The organism is Glycocaulis sp. (assembly GCF_050485565.1).
In the GTDB taxonomy this organism is placed as follows: Bacteria; Pseudomonadota; Alphaproteobacteria; order Caulobacterales; family Maricaulaceae; genus Glycocaulis.
In genome coordinates this window covers 208,364-233,298 of the sequence record NZ_JBJHBQ010000002.1, presented here as the reverse complement: position 1 = coordinate 233,298, position 24,935 = coordinate 208,364, and the positions used below count along the sequence as shown (strand labels likewise).

Genomic DNA, 24,935 nt, shown 5'->3' with positions numbered 1-24,935 from the left:
TCCAGCGTCAGTCCGGCCCTCTTGCCGGTTCCGGTGGCTCAGTTTGCGGCGATCAGGACCGCCGTTCGAGAACGAAGTCGACGCAACTCTTGAGGATATTGGCAGAACTGCCGAAGAGTGCGAGGTATTCCTTGGCCTGAGCGGCGAGATGACGCGCCCGTTCGCGCGCGCCGTCCACCCCCAGAATCGTGACAAATGTGGTTTTTCCCTGACGGGCATCCTTGTTGACCGCCTTGCCCGCAATGCTGGGCAGCCCTTCAGCGTCCAGAAGATCGTCCACGATCTGGTAGATCAGCCCCAGATCATGGGCGTAGCCTTCCAGCGCGTGGCGCGCATCATTACTGGCTTCGGCCAGCGCCGCGCCTGCCTCCACCGAAAAACTGATCAGCGCGCCGGTCTTCATCCGGTGCAGGCGCGTCAGCACGCCGATATCGTCGCCTACACGCGTCGGCGAGAGCATGTCGATCATCTGCCCGCCGGCCATGCCGCGCGCGCCGGAGGCCTTTGCCAGCCCCTCCACCAGCGCCAGACGGACGCTCGGATGGGGATGGGTGTCAGCGCCGGCCATGATCTCGAAAGCGGCCGATTGCAGCGCGTCACCGGCAAGGATCGCTGTCGCCTCATCATAGGCGATATGCACGGTCGGACGTCCGCGCCGGACATCGTCATTATCCATGGCAGGCAGATCATCGTGGATCAGCGAATAGGCGTGAATGCACTCGATTGCGCAGCCCGCACGCAAGAGCCCGCGCTCATCCGCGCCCAGCATGCGCCCTGCCGCCAGCGTGAGGAAAGGCCGGATACGCTTGCCCGGCCCCAGAGCGGCATAGCGCATGGCCGAGGCCAGGCGCGCCTCAGGCCCGTCAGCGCGCGCCAGCAGCGCGTCCAGCGCCACCGTCACGCGGTCGGCAGATTCTTCAAGCTGGGCCTGAAAACTGGCCATGGTGGTCAGGTGAACTCCGGGCGCGAGGGGTCAGTGCGATGCCGGTCTAGCTGACGCCAGCGCCGTTGGCCACATCGGCGTGCTCTGGCACCTCCAGCAAGACCACATTTCCCGCGCTGTCCGTCACGCCCAGCACCAGCACTTCGGAGCGCACAGGGCCGATCTGGCGCGGCGGAAAATTCACCACCGCCAGCACGCGCCTGCCCACCAGCTGGTCAATCGCGTAAAGCCCGGTTATCTGCGCGGAAGAGCGCTTCTCGCCTACCCCTTCACCAAAATCGATCCAGAGCTTGTAGGCGGGCTTTCGCGCCTCCGGGAACGGTTCGGCGCGCGTGATCGTGCCAAGGCGGATATCGGCGGCGAAGAAATCGTCCGGGCTGATTTCACTGGCAGGCGGGTCGGCGGCCCCGCGCATCAGCCGTCAAGGCCCGCAGGCTCGGTCCCCGGCTTGCCGTCCGCGCCCAGCACGATCTTGTCGACTTTCAGCTGCGCATCTTTCAGGCGCGCCTCGCAATGGGCGCGCAGCGCCGCGCCGCGCTCATACATGGCGATGGATTTCTCCAGCTCCACATCCCCGCGCTCAAGCTGCTGGACAATGTCCTCCAGCTCCTTCAGCGCGGCTTCAAAGCTCAGCTTGGCGATATCGGTGGTGCCTGAGTCGGTCATGGCGCGAGAGTGACAAGCAGCGCGGCGCGCGTCCAGTGGCGAGATGAGCATCAGCCTTGAGGCAAGGCCAGCCCGTCCACCCCGACCGAGCGCAAGGTGCGGTCAGCGCCGGTTTTCAGCCGGACATAGTCGGCGGGCGTCAGGCCGGTCAGGGCCCGGAACTCCCGTATGGCATGTGGCTGGTCAGCAAAGGGGATGGGAATGTCACCGGCCGTGTCGGCCTCCCACGGCGAGGGGTGCAGCTGGCGGATCATCCGGTCCACCCGCAAGGCCCGCTGATAGCGCTTGGGCGCAACCCCGCTGAGCGCCTCGAACACGCGGCGGAACTGACGCTCGGAGAGCCCGACCGCATCCGCCGCCTTGCGCACCGCGCCGCCAGCTTCCTCGGCGAGTATCCCGGTAACGCCGGGCCAGTCGAAGGGCACGGGCGCAGCACCGGCAAACACTGCCTCCAGCGCCGGGATGATGCGCGCCATCCACTCCATGAACGGCTCGCCCTCACGCGGATCAATCGCGGCGGCAAGCGCAGGTGCCGAAATATCAAGCCCCTCCACCCTGTTCAGCCAGCCCCTGGCAGGGCCGCGCGTGACGGCGCGAAACCCGGCTGGCGTCAGTCCGAACGCAAAGCAGGTGACGTGGGCGGCAGCATATCCGTAGCCCCAGTCATGGCGCGGACCCCAGAGCGCGATGCGCGGCAGGCGCTGCCACGCATCGCCTTCGCCGCGTTCGCGTATCCAGTACGGGTCGGCGAGCATGATCTGGACGGAGGTGCGCACATCGGGCAGCAGGCGCACCGCCCGGCCATCCACCCGCTCATCACGATGGACAAAGCCCGACACGACGGGCGCAAGCCCTGCGGGCGGCGGGTAGATATCCAGCTGACCGGGCTGCGCCGTCATGGCCGATTTCTTCAAGTGCGCGGGTGCAACCGGGTTAGACTGGCGGGACATAATTTGCGGGGAACCCATTGTGACCGTTCTGACCAGACTTTCTGATACACGCACCCGCGCCGTCCTGCTATCGGCCGCCATTATTGCGGGCCTTGCCTTCACCGCCCTGAGCGGCGGGTTCCTGCGCCCTCACCTGACGGCGGACTGGATCCTCTCAACGCCCTATATGCGCTCGGCACTGATCTCTCTTGCGGACGCAGGTGTCCTGTTCGCGCTCGTCTGGCTGGCGGCATGGACGCATCCGGGGCGCATCGCCGCCGTAACCGGCCTTGGCGCGTCGCCGGTACGGCCTCTGGTGTGGGCGGGCGCATCATTTCTGCCCGCGATCATTGTCTGCGCGCTGCTTGTGCCGCTTTCGGACGCGTCCGGCCCGGCAGACTATGGCTGGCTGGTCATTGGCGGACCGGTGATCGAAGAGATTGTCTATCGCGGCCTTGCCGTCGGCGTGCTGGTGCGACTGGCAGGCTGGCACTGGCTGCCAGCCGTCATCCTGCCCGGCATCGTCTTCGGACTGGTCCATGCGGGGTCCGGCACCGATCCGATGGAAATCGCTGGTATCGTGGCCATCACCGGGCTTGGCGGATTGCTGTTCGGCTGGCTGTTCGTGCGCTGGGGCTTCAATCTGTGGCCAGCCATTCTGCTCCATGTCGGGCTGAACGGTCTGTGGACGGCCTTTGCGCTCGGCGAGAACGCCATTGGCGACCTGTTTGCCAATGGCGTGCGGTTCGGCACGGTGATTCTGGCTATAGCGCTGACCTTCGTGCTGGCACCGAAGCCCAGACGGGAAGACTAGCTGCGCCCTTTGATCTCATATTTGCGCCAGGACCAGTAATCATCCCCGCCATCGCGCACGCAGACATATCCATGGCGTTTGAGCACCGGGCGCAGCATGCGGTTGAACCAGCCATGGGCAAACAGAGCCACATCGCCGTGCTGGGCCGCCTCGATGAGGATGGCGGCGGCTTCCTCGGCGCGGGTTTCGGCCTGCGCGCGGGTTTCCTTGCCACGCGCCATGCCAAGCCACCAGGTGCAGCGGGCATAGACGCCCCAGGTACGCGCCTTGAACCGGCCCGGAATGGGCGGGGGCGGCAGCGGCGCTTCGATAAAGACCGAATTCTGCGTGATCTCGCGCGTGCCAACGCAAGCCTGCGCGGTTTCAATCGCCCGGATCAGGGTGGAGGCATAGACCGAATGGGCCTGCCCGGCGGCCTCGCACAATGCCTTGGGCGCGCTTTGCCCGTTTTTCAGGCCCGCCAGATCGTAATCCGCCCACCATTTTTCATAGCCACGCCAGTCCAGCACCATGCGGCGGTCCGCATCGGGTTCACCGTGGCGGGCAATGATGATCGAGCCGGGCAGGCGTGTGACAACGGGCTGGGTCATAGCTTTTCGGGGGATCGAAGCGGACAATATCTGTCAGGCGCTGGTCCCCGTCAGGCCGCCTGCAGCGCGCCAACAAAAGCCGCAACCGACTGTTCAAGCGCGGGGCAGTCGTATCCGCCCTCAAGCACACAGACAAGCCGGGAGTGCGCGCTTTCCTGCGCAAGCCGCGCCAGAGCCGTGCCTGCACGGGCGAAATCGCCATCGCTCAGCGCCAGCCCCGCAAGCGGATCATCCTTGTGCGCATCAAATCCGGCAGAGACCAGCAGTAATTCGGGCCTGAAGGCCCGCACCGCCTCGATCAGCTCGTCCAGCGCTGGATGCCAGGTCTCGCCGGTGGCACCCGCGGGCAGCGGACGATTGGCGATATTGCCGTGCCGGCCCGTCTCATGGGCCGCGCCGGTGCCGGGATAGATCCAGCCCTGATGGACGGAGGCAAAGAACAGGCGCGGCTCGCGCCCGGCGGTCGCCTGCGTGCCATTGCCGTGATGCACATCGATATCGATGACGGCCACGCGCTCAAGCCCCCTCACCTCCAGCGCGTGCAGCGCGCCAACGGCAATCTGGTTGAACAGGCAGAAACCCATGGCCCGGTCGGGCTCGGCATGATGGCCGGGCGGGCGGCAGCCGACGAACACCGCCTCGGCCTCGCCGTGCAGCACCGCGTCGACGCCCTCAATCACCGCGCCGCACGCATGCAGCGCCGCATCAAGCGAGCCGGGGCTCATCCAGGTGTCGGCATCCAGCGAAGCATGACCCTCTGCCGGGCTGGCCGCGAAAACCTGATCGATATGGGCCTCGTCATGCACGCGGGCCAGCGCCTCGCGCGTCGCGGGCGATGCTTCGCGCGGTGACAAGGGCGCAAGGGCGCGGGAAACGGCCTCAAGCCGCGCCACGCGTTCGGGATGTCCGTCCGGCGTTACATGTTCAAAGCCGGTGGCAGAAGTGATGGCAATCGTGCGCATGGCAGATGTCTGCCATCACCTCACGCCTTTAACAAGCGCATGGCCACCCGGCCTTAAAGATGCGCGCCGCTGCCGTTTGCCGCCTTCGGGGCGGCGGCGTGGGCCGACACCATTGAAGGCAGCATGTAGAAGTCCGGCTCGAACTCGGCATAGTTGCAGGTGATTTCCTCACCAGCCGCTATGTCGCGGATCGCATAGCCGAAGACCGAGTCCCGGAAATCGGTATTGGGCTGAAGCGAGTGGTTCATATGCCGGCCATTATCCGCGTCCAGCACCAGCATCCCGGCCTCTTTGGGGTGCGGGTAGGTATAGCGCTCAATGAAGTGGCGGATGCTTTCGGGAAGATTGGGCAGTTCAGCCTCGCCAATCAGCCGGTCAAAACCCGGCTCAAAGCGGTAGATGAGCTGTCCCTTGCGGATCGGTTCAGCCGCAAAAACCCCAACGCCTTCAATGGCACTGGGACCGACAAAGGTGTCGACAAGTAACATGGTGCAAGAACGCCAGAACGCGCCCGTGCGTCGACGCGGGCGGGTAAAGGGGCAAGGGGCGAGTCAATGCCCCGTGCAGAGTGCGACGCTCCAGCGCCTATGATGCGCGAATTGGGAAAAAATCAAGCGGGATTTTCGAGTCAGACCTGCCTACAGCGCGGCGCGGATTTTCACTGCGAGCGCTTCCAGCTCCGCCGGGGCGGCCATTTGCGCCTTGCCGTGACCGGCGATCTCCTCGCCTTCCCGGCGCGGAATGATGTGAAAATGAATGTGGAATACGGTCTGACCGGCGGGCGCACCGTTGAACTGGGCCACGAACACGCCATCCGGCTCCAGAGCGCGCCGTACGGCGGCGGCAACGGTCTTGACCGCCAGAATGGACTTTTCCGCCGCTTCTTCGGACAGCTCGAACAGATTGCGCGCTGGCTCCTTCGGGATCACCAGCACATGGCCGGGCGCCTGTGGGAAAACATCCATGATGGTCAGCGTGTGCTCATCCTCGCGCACTTTGATGGCTGGTGCCTCCCCGCGCAGGATTTTCGCGAAAATGTTCTGGTCGTCATAACGGCCATCAAGGCTCATGGGATGTCTCCGGTGGCGGGGGCTAATAACGAGCCTAACAAGTCCGGCCAAGCGCTTCCACCCCTCAACCCTTCCGGTAAGGCCCCTCCCCGTGCAGCGCCGAAATCTCCGCCAGCACCGCCTGCCTCTCGCGGCTCAGATAGCGGCCGATGGCGGTGGCGAGGCCCTGATGGGTGAGGAAATGGGCCGAACCAACCGCTTGCGGGCGATAGCCGCGCGCCAGCTTGTGATGGCCTTGCGCCCCCGCCTCCACGCGTTTCAGGCCGTGCGCAATCGCGTAATCGATGGCCTGATGGTAGCAGAGTTCGAAATGCAGGCGGTCATGGCCCTCCAGACAGCCCCAATAGCGCCCGTAAAGCGCCTGCGACCCGATGAAGTTCAGCGCGGAGGCAATCCACTGCCCGTCCCGGCACGCCATCACCATCAGAACATGCTGCGCCATGCGCTCATGGATCAGCTGGAAAAATTCGCGATTGAGATAGGGCGTGCCCCATTTGCGCGCGCCGGTGTCCTGATAGCAGGCAAAGAACACATCCCAGTGTTCTTGTGTCAGCTCTGCGCCGGTAAGCGGGACGATCTCCAGCCCGGCCTGCGCCGCCTCGCGCTCTTTCCTCAGTGCTTTGCGCTTGCGTGAGGCGAGATCGCCCAGAAAATCGTCGTAGCTGCCATAGCCGCGATTATCCCAGATGAACTGGATGTCGAGGCGTTCGCTGAGCCCCGATGCGGCCAGCGCCTCGCGCTCTGAGACATCAGGAAACAGTACATGCCATCCGGAAGCATTCCATTGCCCCGCGACAGACTGTGCGGCGGCGGCCAGCGCGCGGCGCACGCCTTCGTCTGCGGCCAGCACGCGCCGTCCGGTGACGGGCGTGAACGGCACCGCGGTGACCAGCTTTGGATAGTATTCTCCCCCTGCCCGGTGCAGCGCGTCGGCCCAGGCATGGTCGAACACATACTCGCCATAGGAATGGGTCTTCACGTAGAGCGGCAGCACGCCAACGATCCCGCCCGCGCCGTCTTCAGCGATCAGATGGCGCGGTATCCAGCCCGTCTCCTCGCTGACGCAGCCTGACGCTTCCAGCGCTTCAAGAAAGTCCCAGCTCAGGAACGGATCAAACGCCTGACCGTCAGGGTTGGCGATGGCGTCCCACGCCTGCGGTGCGATCTCCGCCAGCCCCTCGATCATGCGCACGCTGATTTCAGACATTCATGCGTCCCGGTAATGGCTGGGGGCTTGCGGTCGGCAAGCGAACGGGCTTCTCTCCCGCGCTCATATAGAACGGCAACGCAACAAGTTGGAGGAGACATCTGTCATGGGCGCAAGGCTGTCAGGAAAAGTCGCATTTGTAACGGGTGGTTCGCGCGGGATCGGCGCAGCCATCTGTCAGGCGTTTGCCGATGAGGGCGCAACCGTGGTGCTGACCTATGGCGGATCGAAGGACAAGGCCGAGGCGGTGGCCGCCGCCATCAATGCCAAGGGCGGCAAGGCAGAGGCCGTCGGCTGCGATGCGCGCAAACAGGGCGAAACTGCCCGCGTGATGAGCGCGGCGGCGGAGAAACACGGCCGGCTCGACATTCTGGTCAATAATGCCGGCATCGCGCGCGAAGTGACCCTGCGCAAGATGAGCGATGAGGACTGGAACGATGTGATGGCGGTCAATGTCACCGCGCCGTTCGAAGCCATCCGCCTTGCTGCCAACATCATGGAGCCGGGCGGCTCGATCATCACGGTCGGGTCCATTCTGGGCGACCGCGCGCCCTCACCCGGTCTTGGCTCCTACTGTGCGTCGAAGGCCGCCGTGCAATTGCTGACCAAGGCTGCTGCGCGCGAGCTGGGCCGCAAGGGGCTGCGCGCCAATGTCATCCAGCCCGGCCCCATCGATACCGACATGAACCCGGCAGACGGCGAGACCGCTGATCTGCAGCGCATGATGGTGCCGCTGGGCCGCTATGGTAAAGCCGATGAAATCGCGAGTGTCGCGGTGTTCCTCGCCAGCGATGAAGCCAGCTTTGTCACCGGCACCACGATTGATGTCGCAGGCGGCCTGACCGCCTGAACCCAGCCGGAGCATTCCCAGCGCCATGATCTTCCTGCACCCGGCCTTACTGCCAAAAGGACCGCTCATGGCGCTGGATCCCGGCACACGCACGATAGGCGTGGCCGCGTGCAATTCGGACCGCACGCTGGTCAGCGCGGTTGAGACCATCGAGCGGACCAAATTCTCCGAGGATGCTGCGCGCATCTTCAAGCTTTATGACGAGCGCGCCTGCAAGGGGCTGATTATCGGCCTGCCCCTGCATATGGATGGCGGGGACGGGCGGCGCGCACAGTCTGCCCGCTCGCTCGCCACCAATCTCTTGCGGCTGCGCGATCTGCCTATCGCCTATCAGGATGAGCGCCTGTCCACCTTCGAGGCGGGTGAAACCCTCTCTGAGGCGGGCATACCCATTCATCGCCACAAGGAGATGATCGACGCGGAAGCCGCCGCCGTGATCCTTGAAGACGCGCTTCTGCGCATCGCGGAAGGCGTGCCGGAGGAATGAGCCCCGTCGTCACTCGACCTCCAATTCTTCATACAATTTGGTTCTAGCGCGATCCCAAAGCTCTCGATTCGAGATCGGGATCAGCTCAAGAGCTCGATAGAGTCGAACGATGCCTTCATTCCTCTGGCCCAGCGTCAACAAGCACTCGGCCTCGTAAACCATTAAGCGGTTTCTGGTCTCCCGATATTCATTCATCGAATTTTCGTAGCCGACGAGCCTGCCAACCGCAGTGAATGACCTTCGTTGGTCATAGGACGCGTCGTAAAAAGGCCTCAGCCCACCCTGGATCAAATTACTTATTTGATTTGATTTTCTTTGTGCATCGACAAGAAGAGGAAGCGCCTCGGCACAATCGCCAGAATCGAATGCCTCCTGCGCCTGAGAAACAGCGTCTGTTACCTCTGAGACAGTCCAGTAGCGATCTCCGAACCGTCCTTCGATAGCGCTGAAATCAAACTCCGACGCTAACTGTTCGGCGTCGCCGACAACGCTATCGGCCTCTACTGACTGGATGTCCGTTTCAGACTCAGCCACTGTCGCCAAAGCTTGATCGTCCGACGCGTGTTGGTCAGCACACCCAGCCAAAATAGTCAGTGCAGAAACTACGACAACAAACCGCATAATGGTTCTCCCCGCTCTAACAAACCTAGAATAGAAACCATAATTGATGTCCAACCAGATAGTCATCGCCCTTTTTCCGGTGTTCGGCGTTATCGCGCTGGGCTGGGTGTTGCGCCGCTCAGGCCTTGTGGCCGCGCCGCTCTGGGGCGGGATCAACAAGCTCTCCTATCAGGCGCTGATGCCAGCCTTCCTGTTCATCACGATCAGCCGGGCCGATTATGCATCCGTGCCTGCGGGCAGCTTCATGCTGGCGGCGGCGGGCGGGTTTCTGGCCATGGGCATCATCATGCTCGCCTTCCGCCTCCTGCCCATGCCGGGGCCGGTCTATACCAGCCTCTTTCAGGGCGGGGTGCGCTGGAATGGCTTCGTGCTGCTGGCGCTGGCACCGGCTGCCTTTGGCGAGGAAGGCGCGGCGCTGGCCGCTCTTGCCTTCGCCCCGACCGTGCCGCTGGTCAATGTGATGTGCGTCGCGGTGATGACCGTGTGGGGCAAGAGCGATCATCCGCCGAACCTGAAACGCGTCGGCCTGCGCATCATCACCAACCCGATCATTATCGGCTGTCTGGCTGGCCTCGCCGCCAATGTGGCCGGTGTGTTCCAGAGCGGCCCGGTCGCCGACACGCTGGACCTGGCAGGCCGCGCCTCCCTGCCGCTTATCCTTTTGACCATCGGGGCGGGGCTGGACTTTACCTCGCTGCGCGCCCGTCCGGGCATTATTTCGCTCTCGGTGACGGCCAAGCTCCTGATCGCGCCAGCGGTGTTCTACGCGCTGGGCATTCTGCTGGGCGTCGAAGGCGTGGCACTCGCCGTGCTGGTGGGGATTGGCGCAACGCCCGGCGCAGCCGCCGCCTATGTGCTGGCGCGTGAAATGGGCGGGGACGCAGAGATGATGGCAGGCCACGTCACCGCCACCACCCTGCTCGCCGCCATCACCATGCCCATCTGGATAGCGATTGCCGCACTATGACCCTGCACATACTCGCCGTCTTCTTTCCTGCCTTCGTGCTGGTCGCTCTGGGTTATGCCCTCCGGCGCTGGCAGATCATTCCAGATGGCCAGTGGCGCGGCATCAACCTTTTGAATTACCGCGTACTCCTGCCCTGCATACTCTTCGTCACGATAGCGCGCGCAGACCTGACGCAGGCTGGCGCCCTGCCCGTCATCGCCCTGTCGGCGGGCGGGATAATGCTGGCGCTCATCCTGTCGCTCGGCGTGGCAAGACTGCTCAAAGCTACAGCGCGCGAGACGGCGGCGCTGGTGGCGGTGTGCTGCGTGTGGAACGTGGTCCTGTTCTTCACCCTGGCCGACCGGCTGCAGGGCGCAGCCTCCACGCAGTGGACAGGCACCATCGCCGCCCCGGCGCTGGTGCTGGCAACGATCATCATCGTCATGGCCTTTGCTGGCACGCGCGATGGCGGCATGCGAAAGGCGCTGCCTGCGCTGGTGAGGGACCCGGTGCTGATCGCATGCCTGCTTGCCGTGGCCATCGCGCTGATCTGGCCTCTATTGCCGCCCCTGATGACGGCAGAAGCGGTGGATACCCTGCTCTCCCCGCTGGATCTGGCCGGTTATGGCTCGCTGGCACTGGTGCTGATCTGCATGGGCGCGGGGCTAGATTTCGCCGCCCTCAAGGGCCGCATCCGGCTTCTGTTCAGCGCGGCGGCGATCCGGTCGATTGCGGTGCCGCTATTCGTGCTCGCCGCTGCGGGCATGCTGGGTATAAACGGCAATGCAGAGACCCTGCTGGTGCTGGCCACGGGCGGGCCATCGGCGGCCTTTGTCTATGCGGTGGCCACCGAGTTCGAGGGCGAAACGGGGCTGACCGCAGGCATGATAACGCTCACGGTTCTGGCCAGCGCGATTGCCCTGCCTATCCTCACTGCGCTGACGCTTCTTGGCTGACGCCTATTGCCGGGCGGCCCGCACACCACTATACCGCGCAACCGCATGTGCGGCGGAGTGCTTGAATGGGACAGGGTGAATACAGCTACACCTTCCCCCATCGCGGACTGATAGCGGCGTCCGCTCTCAACCGCGTTGATCTGGAACTCCTTTTCGACAGCGCCCGCGCGCACCTCACCCGCAACCGCACCGAAGACAAGAAGCACCCCAGCCTCAAAGGGCTGACGGTCATCAACCTGTTCTTCGAGGCGTCCACGCGCACGCTCGCCAGCTTCGAGATCGCCGCCAAGCGCCTGGGCGCGGATGTCGTGAACTTCTCTGCTGGCAATGCCTCGCTGAAAAAGGGCGAGAGCCTGGCCGACACCGCCAACACGCTGGCCGCCATGCAGCCTGACCTGCTGGTGGTGCGCCATCAGAGCCCCGGCGCGGCAGCCTTCTTCCAGCAGACCACGGGCATCTCCACGATCAATGCCGGTGACGGGGCCAATGAGCACCCGACACAGGCCCTGCTGGACCTGTTCACCCTCACCGAACACCTCGGAGATATGGGCGGCAAGCGCATCGCGATTGTGGGCGATATTCTCCATTCACGCGTCGCGCGCTCGAACGTCGCCCTGCTTTCGCTGATGAATGCCGATATCCGCCTGTGCGGCCCCGCCAGCCTCCTGCCCGCCGACGCCGACCGCTGGGGCGCATCTGTATTCCATTCGGTTGAGGCGGCCATTGAGGGTTGTGACGCGGTGATGGTGCTGCGCCTGCAACGCGAGCGCATGAGCTCCGGGCTGATCCCGTCGGCACGCGAATACGCGGCGATCTATGGCCTCGACTATGCCCGCCTGTCGCTCGCCAATCAGGACTGCATTGTCATGCATCCCGGGCCGATGAACCGGGGCATCGAAATCACCTCCGCACTGGCCGACGACACGGATATCTCCGTCATCCTCGATCAGGTGGAGGCAGGCGTCGCCGTGCGCATGGCGGTGCTCGAACTGCTTGCGGGGCGCGGCATGCAGGAGATGGTGCCATGAGCGGCGGTATCTTCATCGCGGGCGCACGCCTGATCGATCCGGCATCGGGGCGCGACATGGAAGGTGATCTGCGCGTCGAGAACGGTGTGATCGACGCTATTGGCCCCGGGCTCTCCCCCGAAGCGGACGATCAGGTGATCGAGGCAGACGGCGCGGTGCTCGCCCCCGCCCTCATCGATATCGGCGCGCGTGCATCCGAGCCGGGCCGCTCCGGCATTGAAAATCTCGACACCACCATCCGCGCTGCTGCCGCAGGGGGTGTTGGCACGCTGGTCCTGTCCTCATCCAGCGGGGCTGGCCTCATCCGGCCTGAAGACATTGACTGGATCAGCTTTCGCGCGCTGCAGGCGCCGGTGCGCCTGCTCGGCGCGGCGCGCACGCACACAGTAGCTGGCGAGATGGCCGAGATCGGCCTGATGCTGCGCGCAGGCGCGCTGCTGGTCTCTGATGGCGGTGATCTGATCGCCGACACGCGCTTCCTGCGCAATCTTTTAAGCTATGCCAGCGCGTTCGACGCCTGGGTGGGGCTGACGGTGGAAGACATGCACCTCTCCGCCGGCACCATCGCCCATGAAAGCGCGATGGCAGTGCGTCTCGGTCTTCCTGCGCGTCCGGGCATTTCCCAGCGCCTTGGCGTGGAACGCCTCGCGGCGCTGGCCGAGTTGACGGGCGCGCGCATCCTGTTTGAACGCCTGACGACCGCTGACGGACTCGACGCGATGAAAACCGCCCGCAAGCGCGGGCTGGACGTCGCTGCCAGCGCGCCGCTCACTCATTTACTCTTCAACGAGGTGGATATGGGCGGGCTGGACCCCGCCTACCGGCTCGACCCGCCCCTGCGGAGCGAAGCCGACCGGCAGGCTTTGCTGGCCGCCATCGCTGACGGGCTGATCGACGTGATTGTGTCTGACCACACGCCGGTCGCGCTGGAGGCCAAGGCCAATCCCTTCTCAGATGCCGCGCCGGGATCATCCAGCCTCGAAGCGCTGATCCCAGTCCTGTGCACGCTGGATGCGGACGGACAGCTGCCGCTGGCCGCTGGCCTGAAAGCCCTCACCAGCAACCCGGCGGAGCTTTTGGGCCTGTCGCAAGGGCGGCTGGACGAAGGCGCGCCGGCCGATCTGGTGTTGTTTGATCCGCAAGCGCCCAATGTTTACGGCAAGGACGGGCTGGAAAGCCCCGCACCATCCGCCTTCTCGGGCCGCCGCCTCCAGGGCCGTGTCTTGCTGAGTGTCGTTGACGGGGCCATGGTGTACGCCCGGCCCGGATTTGCGGAGTAAGCCTTTTGCCAGCCGAAATCTTCCTGATCCTCGCTGCCGTCGGCGGCTATCTGCTCGGCTCCATCCCCTTTGGCCTGGTGCTGGTAAAGCTTGCTGGCCTTGGCGATATCCGCACCGTTGGCTCCGGCAATATCGGCGCGACGAACGTGCTGCGCACAGGCCGCAAGGATCTCGCGCTCGCCACTCTGGTGCTCGATAGCGGCAAGGCGGGCATCGCCGCGCTGATCTTCACCTTCGCGGTCTCGCCCACCGCCGGTCTCATCGCAGGCGGCGCGGCCTTTCTCGGCCATTGCTTCCCGGTCTGGCTGGGCTTCAAGGGCGGCAAGGGCGTGGCCACCTTCCTTGGCGTGCTGCTGGCCGTGCTGTGGCCGGTCGGTCTGCTGGTCTGCGCCACATGGCTCGGCATGGCGCTGGTGTTCCGGATTTCATCCCTTAGCGCACTCACCGCCTCCGCCATCGCGCCCGTACTGGCGCTGGCCTTCGTCCGGCCTGATGTGGCGCTGCTGGCCCTGTTCCTCGCAGCGCTGCTCTGGTGGCGGCACAAGGATAATATCGCGCGCCTCGTTCGCGGCGAGGAACCGCGCATCGGGGCGAAGAAGGCGTGAAGCGCACGCCGCTCAGCCCCGCCGGGCGCACCGCCTGGCTGAGACTGGCGCGCACGCGCGGGGTTGGCCCCGTCACCTTCAACGAGCTCATCAAGCGCTTCAAAACCGCCGAAGCCGCGCTGGATGCCCTGCCCGCACTGGCCAAAAAGGGCGGGCGCGCGACCGCGCTAGTGCCGGCCTCGCGCGATGAAGCCGAAGCAGAGCTGGACTGGCTGGACCGTATCGGCGCGCGGCTATTGTGTGCGTGCGAGCCGGACTTTCCGGCAGGACTGGCCGCCCTCGATCCGCCCCCGCCCGTCATCACCACGCTGGGTCCGCTTGATCTGACTGACCGCACCGCCTGCGCCATTGTGGGCGCGCGCAGCGCGTCGGGCGTGGGCCTGCGCTTTGCCGGTGATCTGGCGCGCGGGCTGGGCGAACACGGCGTTGTCGTGGTCTCGGGGCTGGCGCGCGGCATAGACGGCGCGGCGCATGCGGCAACGATAAACACCGGCACCGTAGCCGTGCTCGCTGGCGGGCTGACCAGCATCTACCCGCCAGAGCACCGCGATCTGCACGCGGCAATCGCCGAACAGGGCCTGCTGGTGAGCGAATCCCCGCCCGGCTACTCCCCGCAGGCGCGCGATTTTCCGCGCCGCAACCGGCTCATATCCGGGCTGTCCATGGGCGTTGTTATCGTGGAGGCCGCCGAGCGCTCCGGCTCGCTCATAACGGCGCGCTATGCGCTCGAACAGGGCCGCGAGGTGATGGCCGTTCCCGGCTCCCCGCTCGATCCGCGCGCCAAGGGCACCAACCGGCTCCTGCGCGAGGGCGCAGCCCTGATCGAAAGCGCCGATGATGTGATCACCATCCTCTCCGGCCTGCGCCGGGACAATGTGCAAGAGCGCGAGCGCAGCGATTATGAGGACGAGCCCGTACTGGACCCCGATGACAGCAGCGCCACCGACGCCGTGCGTGAGCGCGTTGCCGCCCTGCTCTCGCCTGCGCCTATCTCGCGCGACGAGCTGGTGCGCCTGTCCGGCGCGCCTGCCCGTATCGTGGCGGCAGCCCTAGTTGAGCTGGAACTGGCCGGACGCTGCGAGGTCGATCCCGGCGGTATGGTGCGCCTAGCCTGCTGAGCGGACTTTCGCGTTTCCGCCGCCGTTCATTTCGGCCAGAACCGTATCCAGCGCGGTATCAATTGCCAGTTTCGACTGATCGAGATCAGCCGCGCCAGCAAGCGCCGACATTGACCGCAACAGGTCAGCAAGATAGTCGGCAACCAGATTTGACGAAGCACCGGCAGGCAAGTCTGTGGGGTCGTTTTTCATCGGAGGGGAACCCGCTCAATCTGCTGCCCATCCAGTTAGCGGAAAATTACTTAACGTGCAATTTATAACAAACACATCTTTAACGTGCATCTTGCGATGACGATATCCGGCCATGTTGACTTGCGCCGGAACCACCCCCACTTTCGCGCGCCGGGCGGCCAGCCCCATCCCTCATGCAAAGGGCATTTAGCATTCCATGACTGTCGTCGTCGTTGAGTCGCCTGCCAAGGCCAAGACCATCAACAAGTATCTGGGCAAGGATTTCGTAGTCCTGGCGAGCTTCGGCCATGTGCGCGACCTGCCCGCCAAGGACGGTTCGGTCCGGCCCGACGAAGACTTCGCGATGGAGTGGGAGATCGATTCCCGTTCGGCTCCCAAGGTGAAGGCCATCGCCGATGCGCTCAAAGATCACGACACGCTGGTCCTGGCCACTGACCCGGATCGCGAGGGTGAAGCCATCTCCTGGCACCTTCTCGAAGCGCTGACCAAGCGCCGGGCGCTGAAAGACAAGACGGTCAAGCGCGTTGCCTTCAACGCCATCACCAAGAGCGCCGTTCAGGACGCCCTCGCCCATCCGCGTGATGTGGATATGGAGCTGGTGGAAGCCTATCTGGCCCGCCGCGCGCTCGATTATCTGGTCGGCTTTACGCTCTCACCTGTGCTGTGGCGCAAACTGCCCGGCGCGCGCTCAGCAGGCCGCGTGCAATCGGTGGCGCTGCGCCTGATTACCGAGCGCGAAGGCGAGATCGAACGCTTCGAGCCGAAGGAATACTGGTCCATCGAGGCAGATGTCCGCGCCGACGACTCGGACCCGTTCCGCGCACGCCTCTCCCAGTTTGACGGCAAGAAGATCACCCGCCTGAGCATTGGCGACGAACCGACCGCGCGCGCCGCCGAGGCCGCGGTGAAGTCCGCAGACTTCACCGTCGCTGCGGTCGAGGCCAAGCCGACAAAGCGCAACCCGCCCGCGCCCTTCACCACCTCCACCCTGCAGCAGGAAGCCTCACGCAAGCTGGGCTTTGACGCCCAGCGCACCATGCGCGTGGCGCAACGACTCTATGAGGGCATTGATATTGGCGGCGAGACGACCGGTCTCATCACCTATATGCGGACCGACGGCGTTTCGATGGATGGCAGCGCCATCCATCAGGCCCGCAAGGCCATTGGCGAGCGCTATGGCGAGCAATACGTGCCGGACGTGCCGCGCGCCTATTCCTCCAAGGCCAAGAACGCGCAGGAAGCCCACGAGGCGATCCGTCCGACCAGCTTCCTGCGTCATCCCTCCTCGCTGCGTCTGGAAGCCGATCAGGCCCGCCTGTACGAGCTCATCTGGAAGCGCGCCGTTGCCAGCCAGATGGAAAGCGCGCGGCTGGAGCGCACCACGATTGATCTGGAAGCAGACGGAGGCAAGCTCGCCCTGCGCGCCACCGGCTCTGTCGTGACCTTTGACGGCTTCTTCGCGCTCTACCGGGAGGGGCTGGACGATGATGCCGACGAAGACGGCGAAGCACGCCTGCCTGCGGTGAAACAGGGCGCTAGCGCCAAGGCCGATCAGACCTTTACCGAGCAGCACTTCACCCAGCCGCCGCCGCGCTACACCGAAGCCACGCTGGTGAAAAAGATGGAAGAGCTGGGCATTGGCCGGCCCTCCACCTACGCCTCCGTGCTCTCGGTGCTGCGCGACCGCGACTATGTGCGCATGGAAGACAAGCGCTTCGTGCCCGAAGACAAGGGCCGGGTCGTTATCGCGTTTCTGGAAAACTTCTTCACCCGCTATGTCGAATACGACTTCACGGCGGGCCTTGAAGACCAGCTCGACAAGGTTTCGGCTGGCGAGATGCCCTATAAAGAGCTGCTGCGCCGCTTTTGGGAGCACTTCTCGGCCAACGTCGAAGGCATTGCCGATTTGCGCGTCGGTCAGGTGATCGATGCGATGAATATCGCGCTGGCCCCGCTCATCTTCCCGGCCCGCGAGGACGGCAAGGATGCGCGGCTATGCCCGTCCTGCAATGTCGGCACGCTGTCGCTGCGCCTTGGCAAGCACGGCGCGTTTGTCGGCTGCTCCAACTATCCTGACTGCCGCTTTACCCGCCCGCTCGGCGGCAATGGCGAGGGTCAATCAGCCATCGAGGGTGACGGCGAGATCGGCCTGCACCCCGAACACGGCCAGATGATCTATCTCAAAGACGGGCGCTTTGGACCCTATCTGGAGATGAAGCTGGAGGGCGAGGACAAGCCGCGCCGCTCTTCCCTGCCCAAGGGCTGGGACCCGGCTTCCATCAATCTGGAAAAGGCGGTCATGCTGATCGATCTGCCCCGTCAGGTCGGGCCGCACCCTGATGATGGCGAAATGATCGAGGCCGGGCTTGGCCGCTATGGCCCCTTCGTCAAGCACGGTAAGACCTACGCCAACCTGCCTTCCATCGATGAGGTTTTCGAGATCGGCATCAACCGCGCCGTCACGCTGATCGAGGACAAGAAGGCCAATGGCGGGCGCGGACGCGCCAGCGCCGAACCGCTAAAAGAGCTGGGTGAACACCCCGATGGCGGCCCCATACAAGTCATGGCCGGGCGCTATGGCCCCTATGTAAAGTGGGCAAAGGTCAATGCCACCCTGCCCAAGGACGTAACGCCCGAGACCGTGACGCTGGAACAGGCGGTGGAACTGATCAACGCCAAGGCTGGTTCTGCCAAGGGCAAGCGCAAGGCACCGGCGAAGAAAGCCGCAGCGGCCAAAAAGCCTGCCGCGAAAAAGAAAACCGCCACGAAGGCGAAAGCAGGAAGCAAGTGACCCAGTCCCACGATCCTTTCAGGGATGGCGGATTTACCAGGGAAGCCGTGCTCGAAGCGATCCGGCTGGGCGAAGGCCGCTTCACCAAGCGCGAGATCGCAAGGTCTCTGGCCTTACGCGGGGATGCGAAGATTGCGCTGAAATCAGCGCTCAAAGTGCTGGAGACAGACGGCGAGATCACCCGCACAGGGCAGAAATCCTATGCCATACGCGGCGGCCTGCCGCCGGTGACCGTGGTGGAGATCGTGGACCGCGATGTCGATGGCGAGATGCTGTGCCGCGCCGTGCGCGCCGAGGGTGACAGCCCCGTCATCCGGCTGGCGCCCGGTCAGGGCAAGGGCGGCAGACGCGAAAGCGCGCTGGGCATTGGCGACAAGTTTCTGGCGCGCCTGGAAAAGGACGGCGATGAATACTACGCCACCGTCATGCGCACGCTCGGCCAGTCTGCGCACCGCATTTTGTGCGTCTATCGAGAGACGGGGCGCGGCGGCGCGCGGCTGGTGCCGGTGGACCGGCGCACCAAGCACGAGCTGATCCCCGCCAAGGGCGAAGGCACAGGCGCGAAGGACGGCGATCTGGTTATGGTGCGCCTCGCCTCCGAACGCGCGCGTGGGCTCAAAACCGGGGCTATCGAGGAAGTCATCGGCAGCGCGGACAGCCCGCGCGCTGGCTCCATCATCGCCCTGGCCGAACACGGCATTCCGCAAGGCTTTGGCGATGCCGAAGAAAAGGAAGTGCGGGCCATCAAGCCGGTCACGGCCAAGGATCGCGAAGACCTGACAGACATCCCCCTCATCACCATCGACCCGGCCGACGCCAAGGACCATGACGACGCGGTCTGGGCCGCGCCCGATGATGATCCGGCCAACAAGGGCGGCTGGGTGGTGATCGTCGCGATTGCAGACGTTGCCGCCTACGTCACCGGCGGTTCAGCGTTGGACAAGGGCGCAAGGAAGCGCGGCGTGTCGGTCTATCTGCCCGACCGGGTGGTGCCGATGCTGCCAGAGCGTCTGTCCAACGATCTGTGCTCGCTGCGCGAGGGCGAGAACCGCCCCTGCCTCGCCGTGCGCATGGTGTTCGACAAGAACGGCAACAAGCGCGCCCACCGCTTCCTGCGCGGCTGGATGCGCTCGGCGGCCAAGCTCTCTTACGAGGAGGCACAGGCCGCCATTGACGGCAAAGGCACCGGCAAGGCCGAGACGCTCAAAAAGCACGTGCTCGAACCGCTCTGGGGCGCGTATGCCGCGCTTCAAAAGGCGCGCGCGGTCCGCGAGCCGCTGGATATCGATGCACCGGAACGCAAGGTGCGCATTGGCGAGGACGGTTCGGTAATCGCAGTGGAGCGGCGCGAGCGCTTCGACGCCCACAAGCTGATCGAAGAAATGATGATCCAGGCCAATGTCGCCGCCGCAGAAGCACTGGAAGCGGCCCGCACGCCGCTCATCTACCGCGTCCATGACGAGCCGGGCACCGAGAAGATCGAGGCACTGGCTGACTTCCTGCCGACCGTGGGGCTTAGCTGGGCCCGCGGCGAGCGCCTGACCACGAAGCGCTTCAATCAGGTGCTGGAGCGGGCAAAGGGCGGGCCGCACTACGAGACGGTCAACGAGGTGGTGCTGCGCAGCCAGTCCCAGGCCATCTATGACACGCGCAATCTGGGCCATTTCGGGCTGAATCTGGAAAAATACGCGCACTTCACCTCGCCAATCCGGCGCTATGCAGACCTTACGGTTCACCGCGCCCTGATCCACGCCTTCAAGCTGGGACGGGACGGGACAACTGACGAGGAACGCGCCTCGCTGCAGGTAATCGCGGAAGAAACCACCTCCAACGAACGCCGCGCCATGGCCGCTGAACGCGATGCCGCCGACCGCTTCATTGCAGGTTTCCTCGCTGACCGCGTAGGCGCGGAATTTGAAGGACGCATTACCGGCGTCACGCGCTTTGGCGCCTTCATCCGCCTGAGCGAAACCGGGGCTGATGCACTCTGCCCGGTATCGCGTCTGGGCCGGGAATATTTCCATCACGATCCGTCCGCACACGCCCTTATCGGCGAAAATACCGGCGCGACCTACCGGCTGGGAATGACCGTCAATGTGCGTCTTAGCGAAGCAACACCCGTGACGGGCGGCCTGCTGGTGGACATACTGACCCCGCCAGAACCGGGCAGAAAACCAATGGGACGCCGCAAGGGCGGACGCCCTCCAGCGGGCCGGGACAGAGGCAACAAGGCGAGACGGCGGCGGTAGAGACGAAAAATACAGTGGCAAAATCCAACCCTTTCGATCCCACGCGCCACTCGGAAGGCAATGAACGCCCCGGCGTGAAGCCGCACCCCTCCGTGCGCAAGCCTGCGCTGGCAGCATCCCTGATCCTCACGCGCGAGCGCGCCAACGGAACGACCGAGATATTGTTCGGGCGGCGCTCGGGCGAGCATGTCTTCATGCCGCGCAAATACGTGTTTCCCGGAGGACGCGTTGACCGGACGGACGGCTATGCGCCGCTGGCCAGCGAACCGGCTGAGCCGGTGCTGGACGTGCTGACCCGCTGCATGAGCGAGCGCCGCGCCCGCGCCGCAGCCGCAGCGGCCATACGCGAGACGGCAGAGGAAACCGGGCTTCTGATCGGCGAGAGCGCGCCCATTTCGCGGGCCGGTCCGCAATGGAAACCCTTCACCCAGGCGGGCCTCGCCCCCGCCGCCGCGCCGCTGGAACTGGTAGCGCGCGCGATTACGCCGCCGGGCCGTCCGCGCCGGTTTGATGCCTGGTTCTTCCGCGCATCCGAGGAAGCTGTCGCCGGACGGGCGGATGATTTTCTGGCCGCAGAGCTGGAAGATGTGCGCTGGGTCTCGCTGGAGGATACCGGCGCGCTGGATCTGCCCATCATCACCCGCTTCGTGCTGGCCGAACTGGCCAGCCACATGAAGGGCCCTGCCCCCATTCGCTGCGCGCGCGTGACGCCCAAGGGTCCACGCGTCGACGAGCTATGAGCGCCCCGCGCAATACCAGGCGCGTACGCCCGGCAGCCGGAATTTTCGTGGTGGATGGCACCACAGGCCGTTTCGCCCTGCCCGCTCTGCCAGACGCGCTGCCAGACGCGCTGCCGCTGGCATTTTCGCCCGTGAGCGCACGTGCCGTAACCCATACGGGCGATGACCCGGATATATCATCACGCGCCCTTGGCGTACGCAGCCTGAGCCCCCGCGCCTTCACCGATGCGGCCTTGAGCGCGGCCCATGCGCAGCTGGGTCTGCTGTTCGCCTCTCCTGCACACGACGCCATGGCACAGCCCCCGCAGCCGGGCCTGTGGGGACGCGCAGCCCGCCACGGCCTTGCGCCGGACCGGCAGGGCCTGACCTATCTGGGACGCAGCGTGTTCACCCGCCCCAACGGCACGAGCTGGCATTTGCGCCTGTTCGCCATCGCCGCCTCGCGCGCCGTTCAGGCCCTGTTTCCTGTAGGGTCCGGCGGACGCGCCGTCTGGATCGAGGAAGAGGCGATGGAGGCGCACCTGGCCCAGCCGGAGCTGACCGCGTTCGTGCCGCTGGCCAGAGCCGCCGCATCGGGTGTGATCATCACGCCGCTGCAGGTGAGAAAACAGGCGGGACGGCTGCGCACGACCGGGCTATAGACTGGCCGCATGGCCCTCTCCTTCCTGATCAGCGACACCCATGCCCGCACCCGTTCGCTCTTCGTGGCGATCATGTGCGGTGGCCTTGCCGGGTGCGGGTTCGGCCTTCTCATGCCGCTGATCTCGCTCAATCTGGAAGCGATGACAGGCTCTGGCGCGCTGGCAGGTGCCAATGCCGCCGCCGCAGCGCTGGCCATGATCCTCACCACACCCTTCATTCCGGGCTTTTTCTCGCGCATCGCCCCGCGCGTCCTGCTGGCCGGCAGCCTCGCCCTGATTGCCCTTTGCATACTGATCTTTCCCGCCGTGCGTGAGGTGTGGGTGTGGTTCGGCACACGCTTCCTCATCGGCATCGCGGTCACCATCGTCTTCATCGCCAGCGAGACCTGGATCAACCAGCTGGCCAAGCCCGAACGGCGCGCTTCGCTGCTGGCGGTCTACGCCACCGTTCTGTCGGCGGGGTTCGGCTCCGGCGGGCTGCTGCTGGCATTGCTGGGCGCAGAAGGCTGGGCGCCATGGATAGCCGGAGCAACGATATACGCGCTGGGCGTGATCCCGGTCGTGTTCCTGCGCGGGCCGGGCCTGGTGCCGCCGAGCAGCGAAGAGGGCAGCCCGCTGGCCATGCTGAGCACGGCGCGCCTTGCCCCGGCTGCCATCCTCGCCGGCTTCCTGTTCGGCGCGCTGGAAAACAGCTTCTTCGCGCTGATGCCGGTGTATGGCGACCGGATCGGCCTGACGACCGTTATGGTGGGCCTGCTGATGACGACCGGCGCGATGGGCGCGCTCTGCCTGCAGATACCCATCGGAAATTTTGCCGACCGGGCCGGACGCCTGCGCACGCTGGGACTGATTACCATCGGCGCGGTTGCCATACCGCTCCTCATCATTGCGTCGAGCGGGTTCGGCTTTGCCCTCTTCCCGCTCATATTCCTCTATGTCGGCCTTGCCAGTGCCTTCTACACGGTCGGGCTGGCTGTAATCGGGGAACGGGTGCAGGCAGGCCAGCTGGCAGCAGCCAATGCCGCCTTCATCTTCGCCTATGGCACAGGGTCGCTGGTCGGGCCCATGATGGCCGGACTGGCCACGGACTGGATCAATCCGCACGGCTTCCTGCTGGCGCTGAGCGTGATCGCGGCAATCTATCTGCCCATGGCGCTTCGGAACTGGCGGAGCTGAACGCATCAGCGCCATTGACACCCTAGCGAACATGCGTATTTTCGCGCGCTCGCGAAGCGTCAGGTCCGGTCTGGCGCGGCAACCCAGTTTCAGGTGAGTGACATGGCCAAGCCGACAACCATCAAGATCCGCCTCAATTCGACGGCTGGCACGGGTTACTTCTACGTGACCAAGAAAAACGCGCGCACCATGACCGAGAAACTCGTGCTGAAAAAGTACGATCCGGTCGCGCGCAAGCATGTCGAGTTCAAGGAAGGCAAGATCAAGTAGATCTGCCCCTTTAGCGCATCTGCCGATTTGAGGAAGGCCGCGTGATGCTCACGCGGCCTTTTTCTGTGCCACCATCACCTGATTGCGGCCCGCTGCCTTGGCCTGATAGAGCGCGGCATCGGCGCGCGCGACAAGGCGTTCTGGCGTATCGCCATGCATGATCTCGGCTACGCCCGCGCTGGTGGTCGCGTCCACGCTGACCCCGGCACTGGAAATCCGGAAAGGCGTGCGCGCGATGGCCGCCCGCACGCGCTCTGCCGCTTCCGTGGCTTCGCGCTGGGTGGCACCGGCCAGCACCACCATGAACTCCTCGCCGCCATGACGCCCGGCAATGTCCAGCGCGCGCAGCTGGGTGTTCATCCGCTCGGTAAAGGCACGTATCACCTCGTCGCCGGCCTGATGGCCCCACGTGTCGTTGATGCGCTTGAAATGGTCAATATCAAACAGGATGACCGAGACCGTTTCGGCGCTCGCCTCCCATGCATCGACCGCCTGACGCAGGCGTGAGCCCATATAGCGGCGGTTATAAAGCCCGGTCAGCGGATCAATGACCGCCATCTCGAGGCTCTCTTCCAGACGCTCACGCAGCTGCTCGGCATAGCGCTTGCGCTTTAGCTGCGTGTTCAGGCGCGCCGCCAGCTCGCCCGGATCAACCGGGCGCGTCACCACATCGCTAACCCCCAGATCCAGCGCACGGACCATGTCCTGCGGCGTATCGGGGTCGACCACGCAGATGATCGGCGTGTGCCGGGTTACGGCGTCGGAGCGGATGCGCGCGCAGACCCGCAGCGCATCAAACTTTGCCGTCGCCAGATCGATCAGCACCAGCTCCGCCCCGGCCCGCGCGGCCTTCACCACGCCTGCCGGATCGCCAATCGGGCGCGGCGCAAAACCCTTGGGCAGTTTGGCAGACAGGCGCTCGGCGGCAATGTCGTCGCCAGCGGCCACGATAACAATCGCCGGGCCGTCCAGATCACCGTCCTCAACGCCATCATCGGTCAGCGTAGCCTCGTGGCGCAGGCGCAGCTCGTCGAGCACTTCCTTGAGGCGCAGCAGCGAGCGCACCCGCGCAAACAGGGCAACATCATTGACCGGCTTGGTGAGAAACTCGTCCGCGCCAGCTTCCAGCCCCTTCACCCGGTCCTCGCGCTGATCCAGCGCCGTCACCATGATGACAGGGATATGGCGGGTGGCGGCGTCGGCCTTCAGGCGGCGGCAGGTTTCAAACCCGTCCATGCCTGGCATCATGATGTCGAGCAGGATCATGTCCGGCATGGTGTCGCGCGCCTTTTCCAGGCACTCGGCTCCGGAAGACGCCAGCACGACATCAAAATACTCGGCCGACAGCCGCGCTTCCAGCAAGCGTCTGTTGGTCTCGATATCGTCGACTACGAGGATGCGCGCGCTCATGGGTCTGGCGCCTCCCTAACCGATAAATTTCCGGATTGTCTCGATAAAGCTCGTCACCGTGATGGGTTTGGAAAGATAGCCCTCGCACCCGCCCTCGCGGATGCGCTCCTCATCACCCTTCATCGCAAAGGCGGTGACGGCCACAACCGGGATACCGGAAAGGTCTTCATCGCTTTTGAGCCATTTGGTGACGTCCAGACCGGAAACCTCCGGCAGCTGGATATCCATCAGGATGAGATCGGGGCGGTGCTCGCGCGCCATATCAATGGCTTTCAGGCCCTCACGCGTCTGGAGGGTCTCGTAGCCGTGGGCCTCGAGCAGATCATGAAATAACTTCATGTTCAGCTCGTTATCTTCAACGATCAGAACTTTTTTGGACATGACCTGCAGCATG

The 24,935-nt window shown here is 64.7% G+C and carries 28 protein-coding genes; 15 read left to right on the top strand and 13 right to left on the bottom strand.

Translation table 11 applies throughout. The annotated features are described in order from the left end of the window. Positions 1–52: 52 nt before the first annotated feature. The 4 genes from ACQ5ID_RS03295 to ACQ5ID_RS03280 are packed head-to-tail and all read right to left on the bottom strand — an operon-like array spanning position 53 to position 2,508. The gene (locus ACQ5ID_RS03295; RefSeq protein WP_429911049.1) at positions 53–943 is read right to left on the bottom strand and encodes a polyprenyl synthetase family protein; all 891 of its coding nucleotides are present in this window, start codon (positions 941–943) and stop codon (positions 53–55) included. A 46-nt stretch (positions 944–989) separates the two neighbouring features. Further along, positions 990–1,358 carry a tRNA-binding protein gene (locus ACQ5ID_RS03290; RefSeq protein WP_429911048.1) on the bottom strand — a complete coding sequence of 123 codons (369 nt, stop codon included), beginning with the start codon at positions 1,356–1,358 and terminating at the stop codon, positions 990–992. After that, on the bottom strand, positions 1,358–1,609 hold the full coding sequence (locus tag ACQ5ID_RS03285; protein ID WP_429911047.1) for an exodeoxyribonuclease VII small subunit: 252 nt from the start codon (positions 1,607–1,609) through the stop codon (positions 1,358–1,360). Before ACQ5ID_RS03285 ends, ACQ5ID_RS03290 begins: the two co-directional genes overlap by 1 nt. A 50-nt stretch (positions 1,610–1,659) precedes the next feature. Further along, positions 1,660–2,508, bottom strand: a complete 849-nt coding sequence (locus tag ACQ5ID_RS03280; protein ID WP_429911046.1) for a helix-turn-helix domain-containing protein — start codon at positions 2,506–2,508, stop codon at positions 1,660–1,662. 70 nt (positions 2,509–2,578) lie between these two features. On the opposite strand from ACQ5ID_RS03280, the gene ACQ5ID_RS03275 reads away from it, so the two are divergent. After that, entirely contained in the window at positions 2,579–3,352 is a 774-nt protein-coding gene (locus ACQ5ID_RS03275) for a CPBP family glutamic-type intramembrane protease (protein WP_429911045.1), read from the top strand. On the opposite strand, the gene ACQ5ID_RS03270 is transcribed toward ACQ5ID_RS03275, so the two are convergent. The 5 genes from ACQ5ID_RS03270 to ACQ5ID_RS03250 all read right to left on the bottom strand — a co-directional run bounded on the left by ACQ5ID_RS03270 (position 3,349) and on the right by ACQ5ID_RS03250 (position 7,181). Then, positions 3,349–3,942, bottom strand: coding sequence for a histidine phosphatase family protein (locus ACQ5ID_RS03270; RefSeq protein WP_429911044.1), 594 nt, complete (start codon positions 3,940–3,942; stop codon positions 3,349–3,351). The genes ACQ5ID_RS03275 and ACQ5ID_RS03270 overlap by 4 nt on opposite strands. A 50-nt stretch (positions 3,943–3,992) precedes the next feature. Continuing rightward, the gene (locus tag ACQ5ID_RS03265; protein WP_429911043.1) at positions 3,993–4,904 is read right to left on the bottom strand and encodes a histone deacetylase family protein; all 912 of its coding nucleotides are present in this window, start codon (positions 4,902–4,904) and stop codon (positions 3,993–3,995) included. A 53-nt stretch (positions 4,905–4,957) separates the two neighbouring features. After that, positions 4,958–5,392: an SET domain-containing protein gene (locus tag ACQ5ID_RS03260; RefSeq protein WP_429911042.1), complete on the bottom strand. Its 435-nt coding sequence runs from the start codon at positions 5,390–5,392 to the stop codon at positions 4,958–4,960. A 150-nt stretch (positions 5,393–5,542) separates the two neighbouring features. Beyond that, positions 5,543–5,974, bottom strand: coding sequence for an HIT family protein (locus ACQ5ID_RS03255; protein WP_429911041.1), 432 nt, complete (start codon positions 5,972–5,974; stop codon positions 5,543–5,545). 64 nt (positions 5,975–6,038) lie between these two features. After that, complete coding sequence (locus ACQ5ID_RS03250) at positions 6,039–7,181, bottom strand: GNAT family N-acetyltransferase (protein WP_429911040.1); 1,143 nt, start codon at positions 7,179–7,181, stop codon at positions 6,039–6,041. Positions 7,182–7,287: 106 nt separating this feature from the next. Between ACQ5ID_RS03250 and ACQ5ID_RS03245 the strand changes: the two genes are divergently transcribed. Continuing rightward, positions 7,288–8,031, top strand: a complete 744-nt coding sequence (locus ACQ5ID_RS03245) for an SDR family NAD(P)-dependent oxidoreductase (protein WP_371394701.1) — start codon at positions 7,288–7,290, stop codon at positions 8,029–8,031. 67 nt (positions 8,032–8,098) lie between these two features. After that, positions 8,099–8,518: a Holliday junction resolvase RuvX gene (ruvX, locus tag ACQ5ID_RS03240; protein ID WP_429911039.1), complete on the top strand. Its 420-nt coding sequence runs from the start codon at positions 8,099–8,101 to the stop codon at positions 8,516–8,518. 9 nt (positions 8,519–8,527) lie between these two features. Here ruvX and ACQ5ID_RS03235 read toward each other — a convergent pair whose 3' ends face one another. Next, positions 8,528–9,139 carry a hypothetical protein gene (locus tag ACQ5ID_RS03235; RefSeq protein ID WP_429911038.1) on the bottom strand — a complete coding sequence of 204 codons (612 nt, stop codon included), beginning with the start codon at positions 9,137–9,139 and terminating at the stop codon, positions 8,528–8,530. Positions 9,140–9,185: 46 nt separating this feature from the next. Here ACQ5ID_RS03235 and ACQ5ID_RS03230 point away from each other — a divergent pair, with 46 nt between their 5' ends. The 6 genes from ACQ5ID_RS03230 to dprA all read left to right on the top strand — a co-directional run bounded on the left by ACQ5ID_RS03230 (position 9,186) and on the right by dprA (position 15,072). Beyond that, positions 9,186–10,106, top strand: coding sequence for an AEC family transporter (locus tag ACQ5ID_RS03230; RefSeq protein WP_429911037.1), 921 nt, complete (start codon positions 9,186–9,188; stop codon positions 10,104–10,106). Then, complete coding sequence (locus ACQ5ID_RS03225; RefSeq protein WP_429911036.1) at positions 10,103–11,041, top strand: AEC family transporter; 939 nt, start codon at positions 10,103–10,105, stop codon at positions 11,039–11,041. The genes ACQ5ID_RS03230 and ACQ5ID_RS03225 overlap by 4 nt, the downstream gene beginning before the upstream one ends. Before the next feature lie 65 nt (positions 11,042–11,106). Then, a complete protein-coding gene (locus ACQ5ID_RS03220; protein ID WP_429911035.1) occupies positions 11,107–12,069 on the top strand; it encodes an aspartate carbamoyltransferase catalytic subunit in 963 nt (320 codons plus the stop codon). Beyond that, complete coding sequence (locus ACQ5ID_RS03215; RefSeq protein ID WP_429911034.1) at positions 12,066–13,349, top strand: dihydroorotase; 1,284 nt, start codon at positions 12,066–12,068, stop codon at positions 13,347–13,349. The genes ACQ5ID_RS03220 and ACQ5ID_RS03215 overlap by 4 nt, the downstream gene beginning before the upstream one ends. Beyond that, positions 13,337–13,954, top strand: coding sequence for a glycerol-3-phosphate 1-O-acyltransferase PlsY (gene plsY / locus ACQ5ID_RS03210; RefSeq protein WP_429911152.1), 618 nt, complete (start codon positions 13,337–13,339; stop codon positions 13,952–13,954). Before ACQ5ID_RS03215 ends, plsY begins: the two co-directional genes overlap by 13 nt. Further along, positions 13,951–15,072 (top strand): DNA-processing protein DprA, encoded by a 1,122-nt coding sequence (dprA, locus tag ACQ5ID_RS03205; RefSeq protein ID WP_429911033.1) that lies wholly within the window; start codon positions 13,951–13,953, stop codon positions 15,070–15,072. Before plsY ends, dprA begins: the two co-directional genes overlap by 4 nt. On the opposite strand, the gene ACQ5ID_RS03200 is transcribed toward dprA, so the two are convergent. Then, complete coding sequence (locus ACQ5ID_RS03200) at positions 15,061–15,264, bottom strand: hypothetical protein (protein WP_429911032.1); 204 nt, start codon at positions 15,262–15,264, stop codon at positions 15,061–15,063. The two genes, dprA and ACQ5ID_RS03200, sit on opposite strands and share 12 nt — an antisense overlap. A gap of 196 nt (positions 15,265–15,460) precedes the next feature. Here ACQ5ID_RS03200 and topA point away from each other — a divergent pair, with 196 nt between their 5' ends. The 6 genes from topA to rpmG all read left to right on the top strand — a co-directional run bounded on the left by topA (position 15,461) and on the right by rpmG (position 23,131). After that, a complete protein-coding gene (gene topA, locus ACQ5ID_RS03195) occupies positions 15,461–18,055 on the top strand; it encodes a type I DNA topoisomerase (RefSeq protein WP_429911031.1) in 2,595 nt (864 codons plus the stop codon). Beyond that, positions 18,052–20,304, top strand: a complete 2,253-nt coding sequence (gene rnr / locus ACQ5ID_RS03190; RefSeq protein WP_429911030.1) for a ribonuclease R — start codon at positions 18,052–18,054, stop codon at positions 20,302–20,304. The genes topA and rnr overlap by 4 nt, the downstream gene beginning before the upstream one ends. Before the next feature lie 14 nt (positions 20,305–20,318). Beyond that, positions 20,319–21,044, top strand: a complete 726-nt coding sequence (locus ACQ5ID_RS03185; protein ID WP_429911029.1) for an NUDIX domain-containing protein — start codon at positions 20,319–20,321, stop codon at positions 21,042–21,044. Next, positions 21,041–21,685, top strand: coding sequence for a hypothetical protein (locus tag ACQ5ID_RS03180; protein ID WP_429911028.1), 645 nt, complete (start codon positions 21,041–21,043; stop codon positions 21,683–21,685). Before ACQ5ID_RS03185 ends, ACQ5ID_RS03180 begins: the two co-directional genes overlap by 4 nt. A gap of 9 nt (positions 21,686–21,694) precedes the next feature. Continuing rightward, the gene (locus tag ACQ5ID_RS03175; protein WP_429911027.1) at positions 21,695–22,861 is read left to right on the top strand and encodes an MFS transporter; all 1,167 of its coding nucleotides are present in this window, start codon (positions 21,695–21,697) and stop codon (positions 22,859–22,861) included. Between the two features lie 102 nt (positions 22,862–22,963). Then, a complete protein-coding gene (rpmG, locus tag ACQ5ID_RS03170) occupies positions 22,964–23,131 on the top strand; it encodes a 50S ribosomal protein L33 (protein ID WP_009800672.1) in 168 nt (55 codons plus the stop codon). A 48-nt stretch (positions 23,132–23,179) separates the two neighbouring features. Here rpmG and ACQ5ID_RS03165 read toward each other — a convergent pair whose 3' ends face one another. Both ACQ5ID_RS03165 and ACQ5ID_RS03160 read right to left on the bottom strand, forming a co-directional pair. After that, entirely contained in the window at positions 23,180–24,541 is a 1,362-nt protein-coding gene (locus ACQ5ID_RS03165; RefSeq protein ID WP_429911026.1) for a PleD family two-component system response regulator, read from the bottom strand. Positions 24,542–24,556: 15 nt separating this feature from the next. Beyond that, positions 24,557–24,922 (bottom strand): response regulator, encoded by a 366-nt coding sequence (locus ACQ5ID_RS03160; protein ID WP_429911025.1) that lies wholly within the window; start codon positions 24,920–24,922, stop codon positions 24,557–24,559. Positions 24,923–24,935: the final 13 nt, after the last annotated feature.

Bases quoted from the DNA above. Each gene is read 5' to 3' on its own strand.
- ACQ5ID_RS03235 (WP_429911038.1), bottom strand. From the start codon at position 9,139: ATGCGGTTTGTTGTCGTAGTTTCTGCACTGACTATTTTGGCTGGGTGT.
- ACQ5ID_RS03230 (WP_429911037.1), top strand. From the start codon at position 9,186: ATGTCCAACCAGATAGTCATCGCCCTTTTTCCGGTGTTCGGCGTTATC.
- ACQ5ID_RS03260 (WP_429911042.1), bottom strand. From the start codon at position 5,392: ATGTTACTTGTCGACACCTTTGTCGGTCCCAGTGCCATTGAAGGCGTT.
- ACQ5ID_RS03280 (WP_429911046.1), bottom strand. From the start codon at position 2,508: ATGACGGCGCAGCCCGGTCAGCTGGATATCTACCCGCCGCCCGCAGGG.
- ACQ5ID_RS03160 (WP_429911025.1), bottom strand. From the start codon at position 24,922: ATGTCCAAAAAAGTTCTGATCGTTGAAGATAACGAGCTGAACATGAAG.
- ACQ5ID_RS03245 (WP_371394701.1), top strand. From the start codon at position 7,288: ATGGGCGCAAGGCTGTCAGGAAAAGTCGCATTTGTAACGGGTGGTTCG.
- rpmG (WP_009800672.1), top strand. From the start codon at position 22,964: ATGGCCAAGCCGACAACCATCAAGATCCGCCTCAATTCGACGGCTGGC.
- topA (WP_429911031.1), top strand. From the start codon at position 15,461: ATGACTGTCGTCGTCGTTGAGTCGCCTGCCAAGGCCAAGACCATCAAC.
- ACQ5ID_RS03250 (WP_429911040.1), bottom strand. From the start codon at position 7,181: ATGTCTGAAATCAGCGTGCGCATGATCGAGGGGCTGGCGGAGATCGCA.
- ruvX (WP_429911039.1), top strand. From the start codon at position 8,099: ATGGCGCTGGATCCCGGCACACGCACGATAGGCGTGGCCGCGTGCAAT.
- ACQ5ID_RS03285 (WP_429911047.1), bottom strand. From the start codon at position 1,609: ATGACCGACTCAGGCACCACCGATATCGCCAAGCTGAGCTTTGAAGCC.
- ACQ5ID_RS03220 (WP_429911035.1), top strand. From the start codon at position 11,107: ATGGGACAGGGTGAATACAGCTACACCTTCCCCCATCGCGGACTGATA.
- ACQ5ID_RS03265 (WP_429911043.1), bottom strand. From the start codon at position 4,904: ATGCGCACGATTGCCATCACTTCTGCCACCGGCTTTGAACATGTAACG.
- ACQ5ID_RS03225 (WP_429911036.1), top strand. From the start codon at position 10,103: ATGACCCTGCACATACTCGCCGTCTTCTTTCCTGCCTTCGTGCTGGTC.
- ACQ5ID_RS03255 (WP_429911041.1), bottom strand. From the start codon at position 5,974: ATGAGCCTTGATGGCCGTTATGACGACCAGAACATTTTCGCGAAAATC.
- ACQ5ID_RS03200 (WP_429911032.1), bottom strand. From the start codon at position 15,264: ATGAAAAACGACCCCACAGACTTGCCTGCCGGTGCTTCGTCAAATCTG.
- ACQ5ID_RS03295 (WP_429911049.1), bottom strand. From the start codon at position 943: ATGGCCAGTTTTCAGGCCCAGCTTGAAGAATCTGCCGACCGCGTGACG.
- ACQ5ID_RS03290 (WP_429911048.1), bottom strand. From the start codon at position 1,358: ATGCGCGGGGCCGCCGACCCGCCTGCCAGTGAAATCAGCCCGGACGAT.
- ACQ5ID_RS03175 (WP_429911027.1), top strand. From the start codon at position 21,695: ATGGCCCTCTCCTTCCTGATCAGCGACACCCATGCCCGCACCCGTTCG.
- ACQ5ID_RS03165 (WP_429911026.1), bottom strand. From the start codon at position 24,541: ATGAGCGCGCGCATCCTCGTAGTCGACGATATCGAGACCAACAGACGC.
- ACQ5ID_RS03270 (WP_429911044.1), bottom strand. From the start codon at position 3,942: ATGACCCAGCCCGTTGTCACACGCCTGCCCGGCTCGATCATCATTGCC.
- ACQ5ID_RS03180 (WP_429911028.1), top strand. From the start codon at position 21,041: ATGAGCGCCCCGCGCAATACCAGGCGCGTACGCCCGGCAGCCGGAATT.
- ACQ5ID_RS03215 (WP_429911034.1), top strand. From the start codon at position 12,066: ATGAGCGGCGGTATCTTCATCGCGGGCGCACGCCTGATCGATCCGGCA.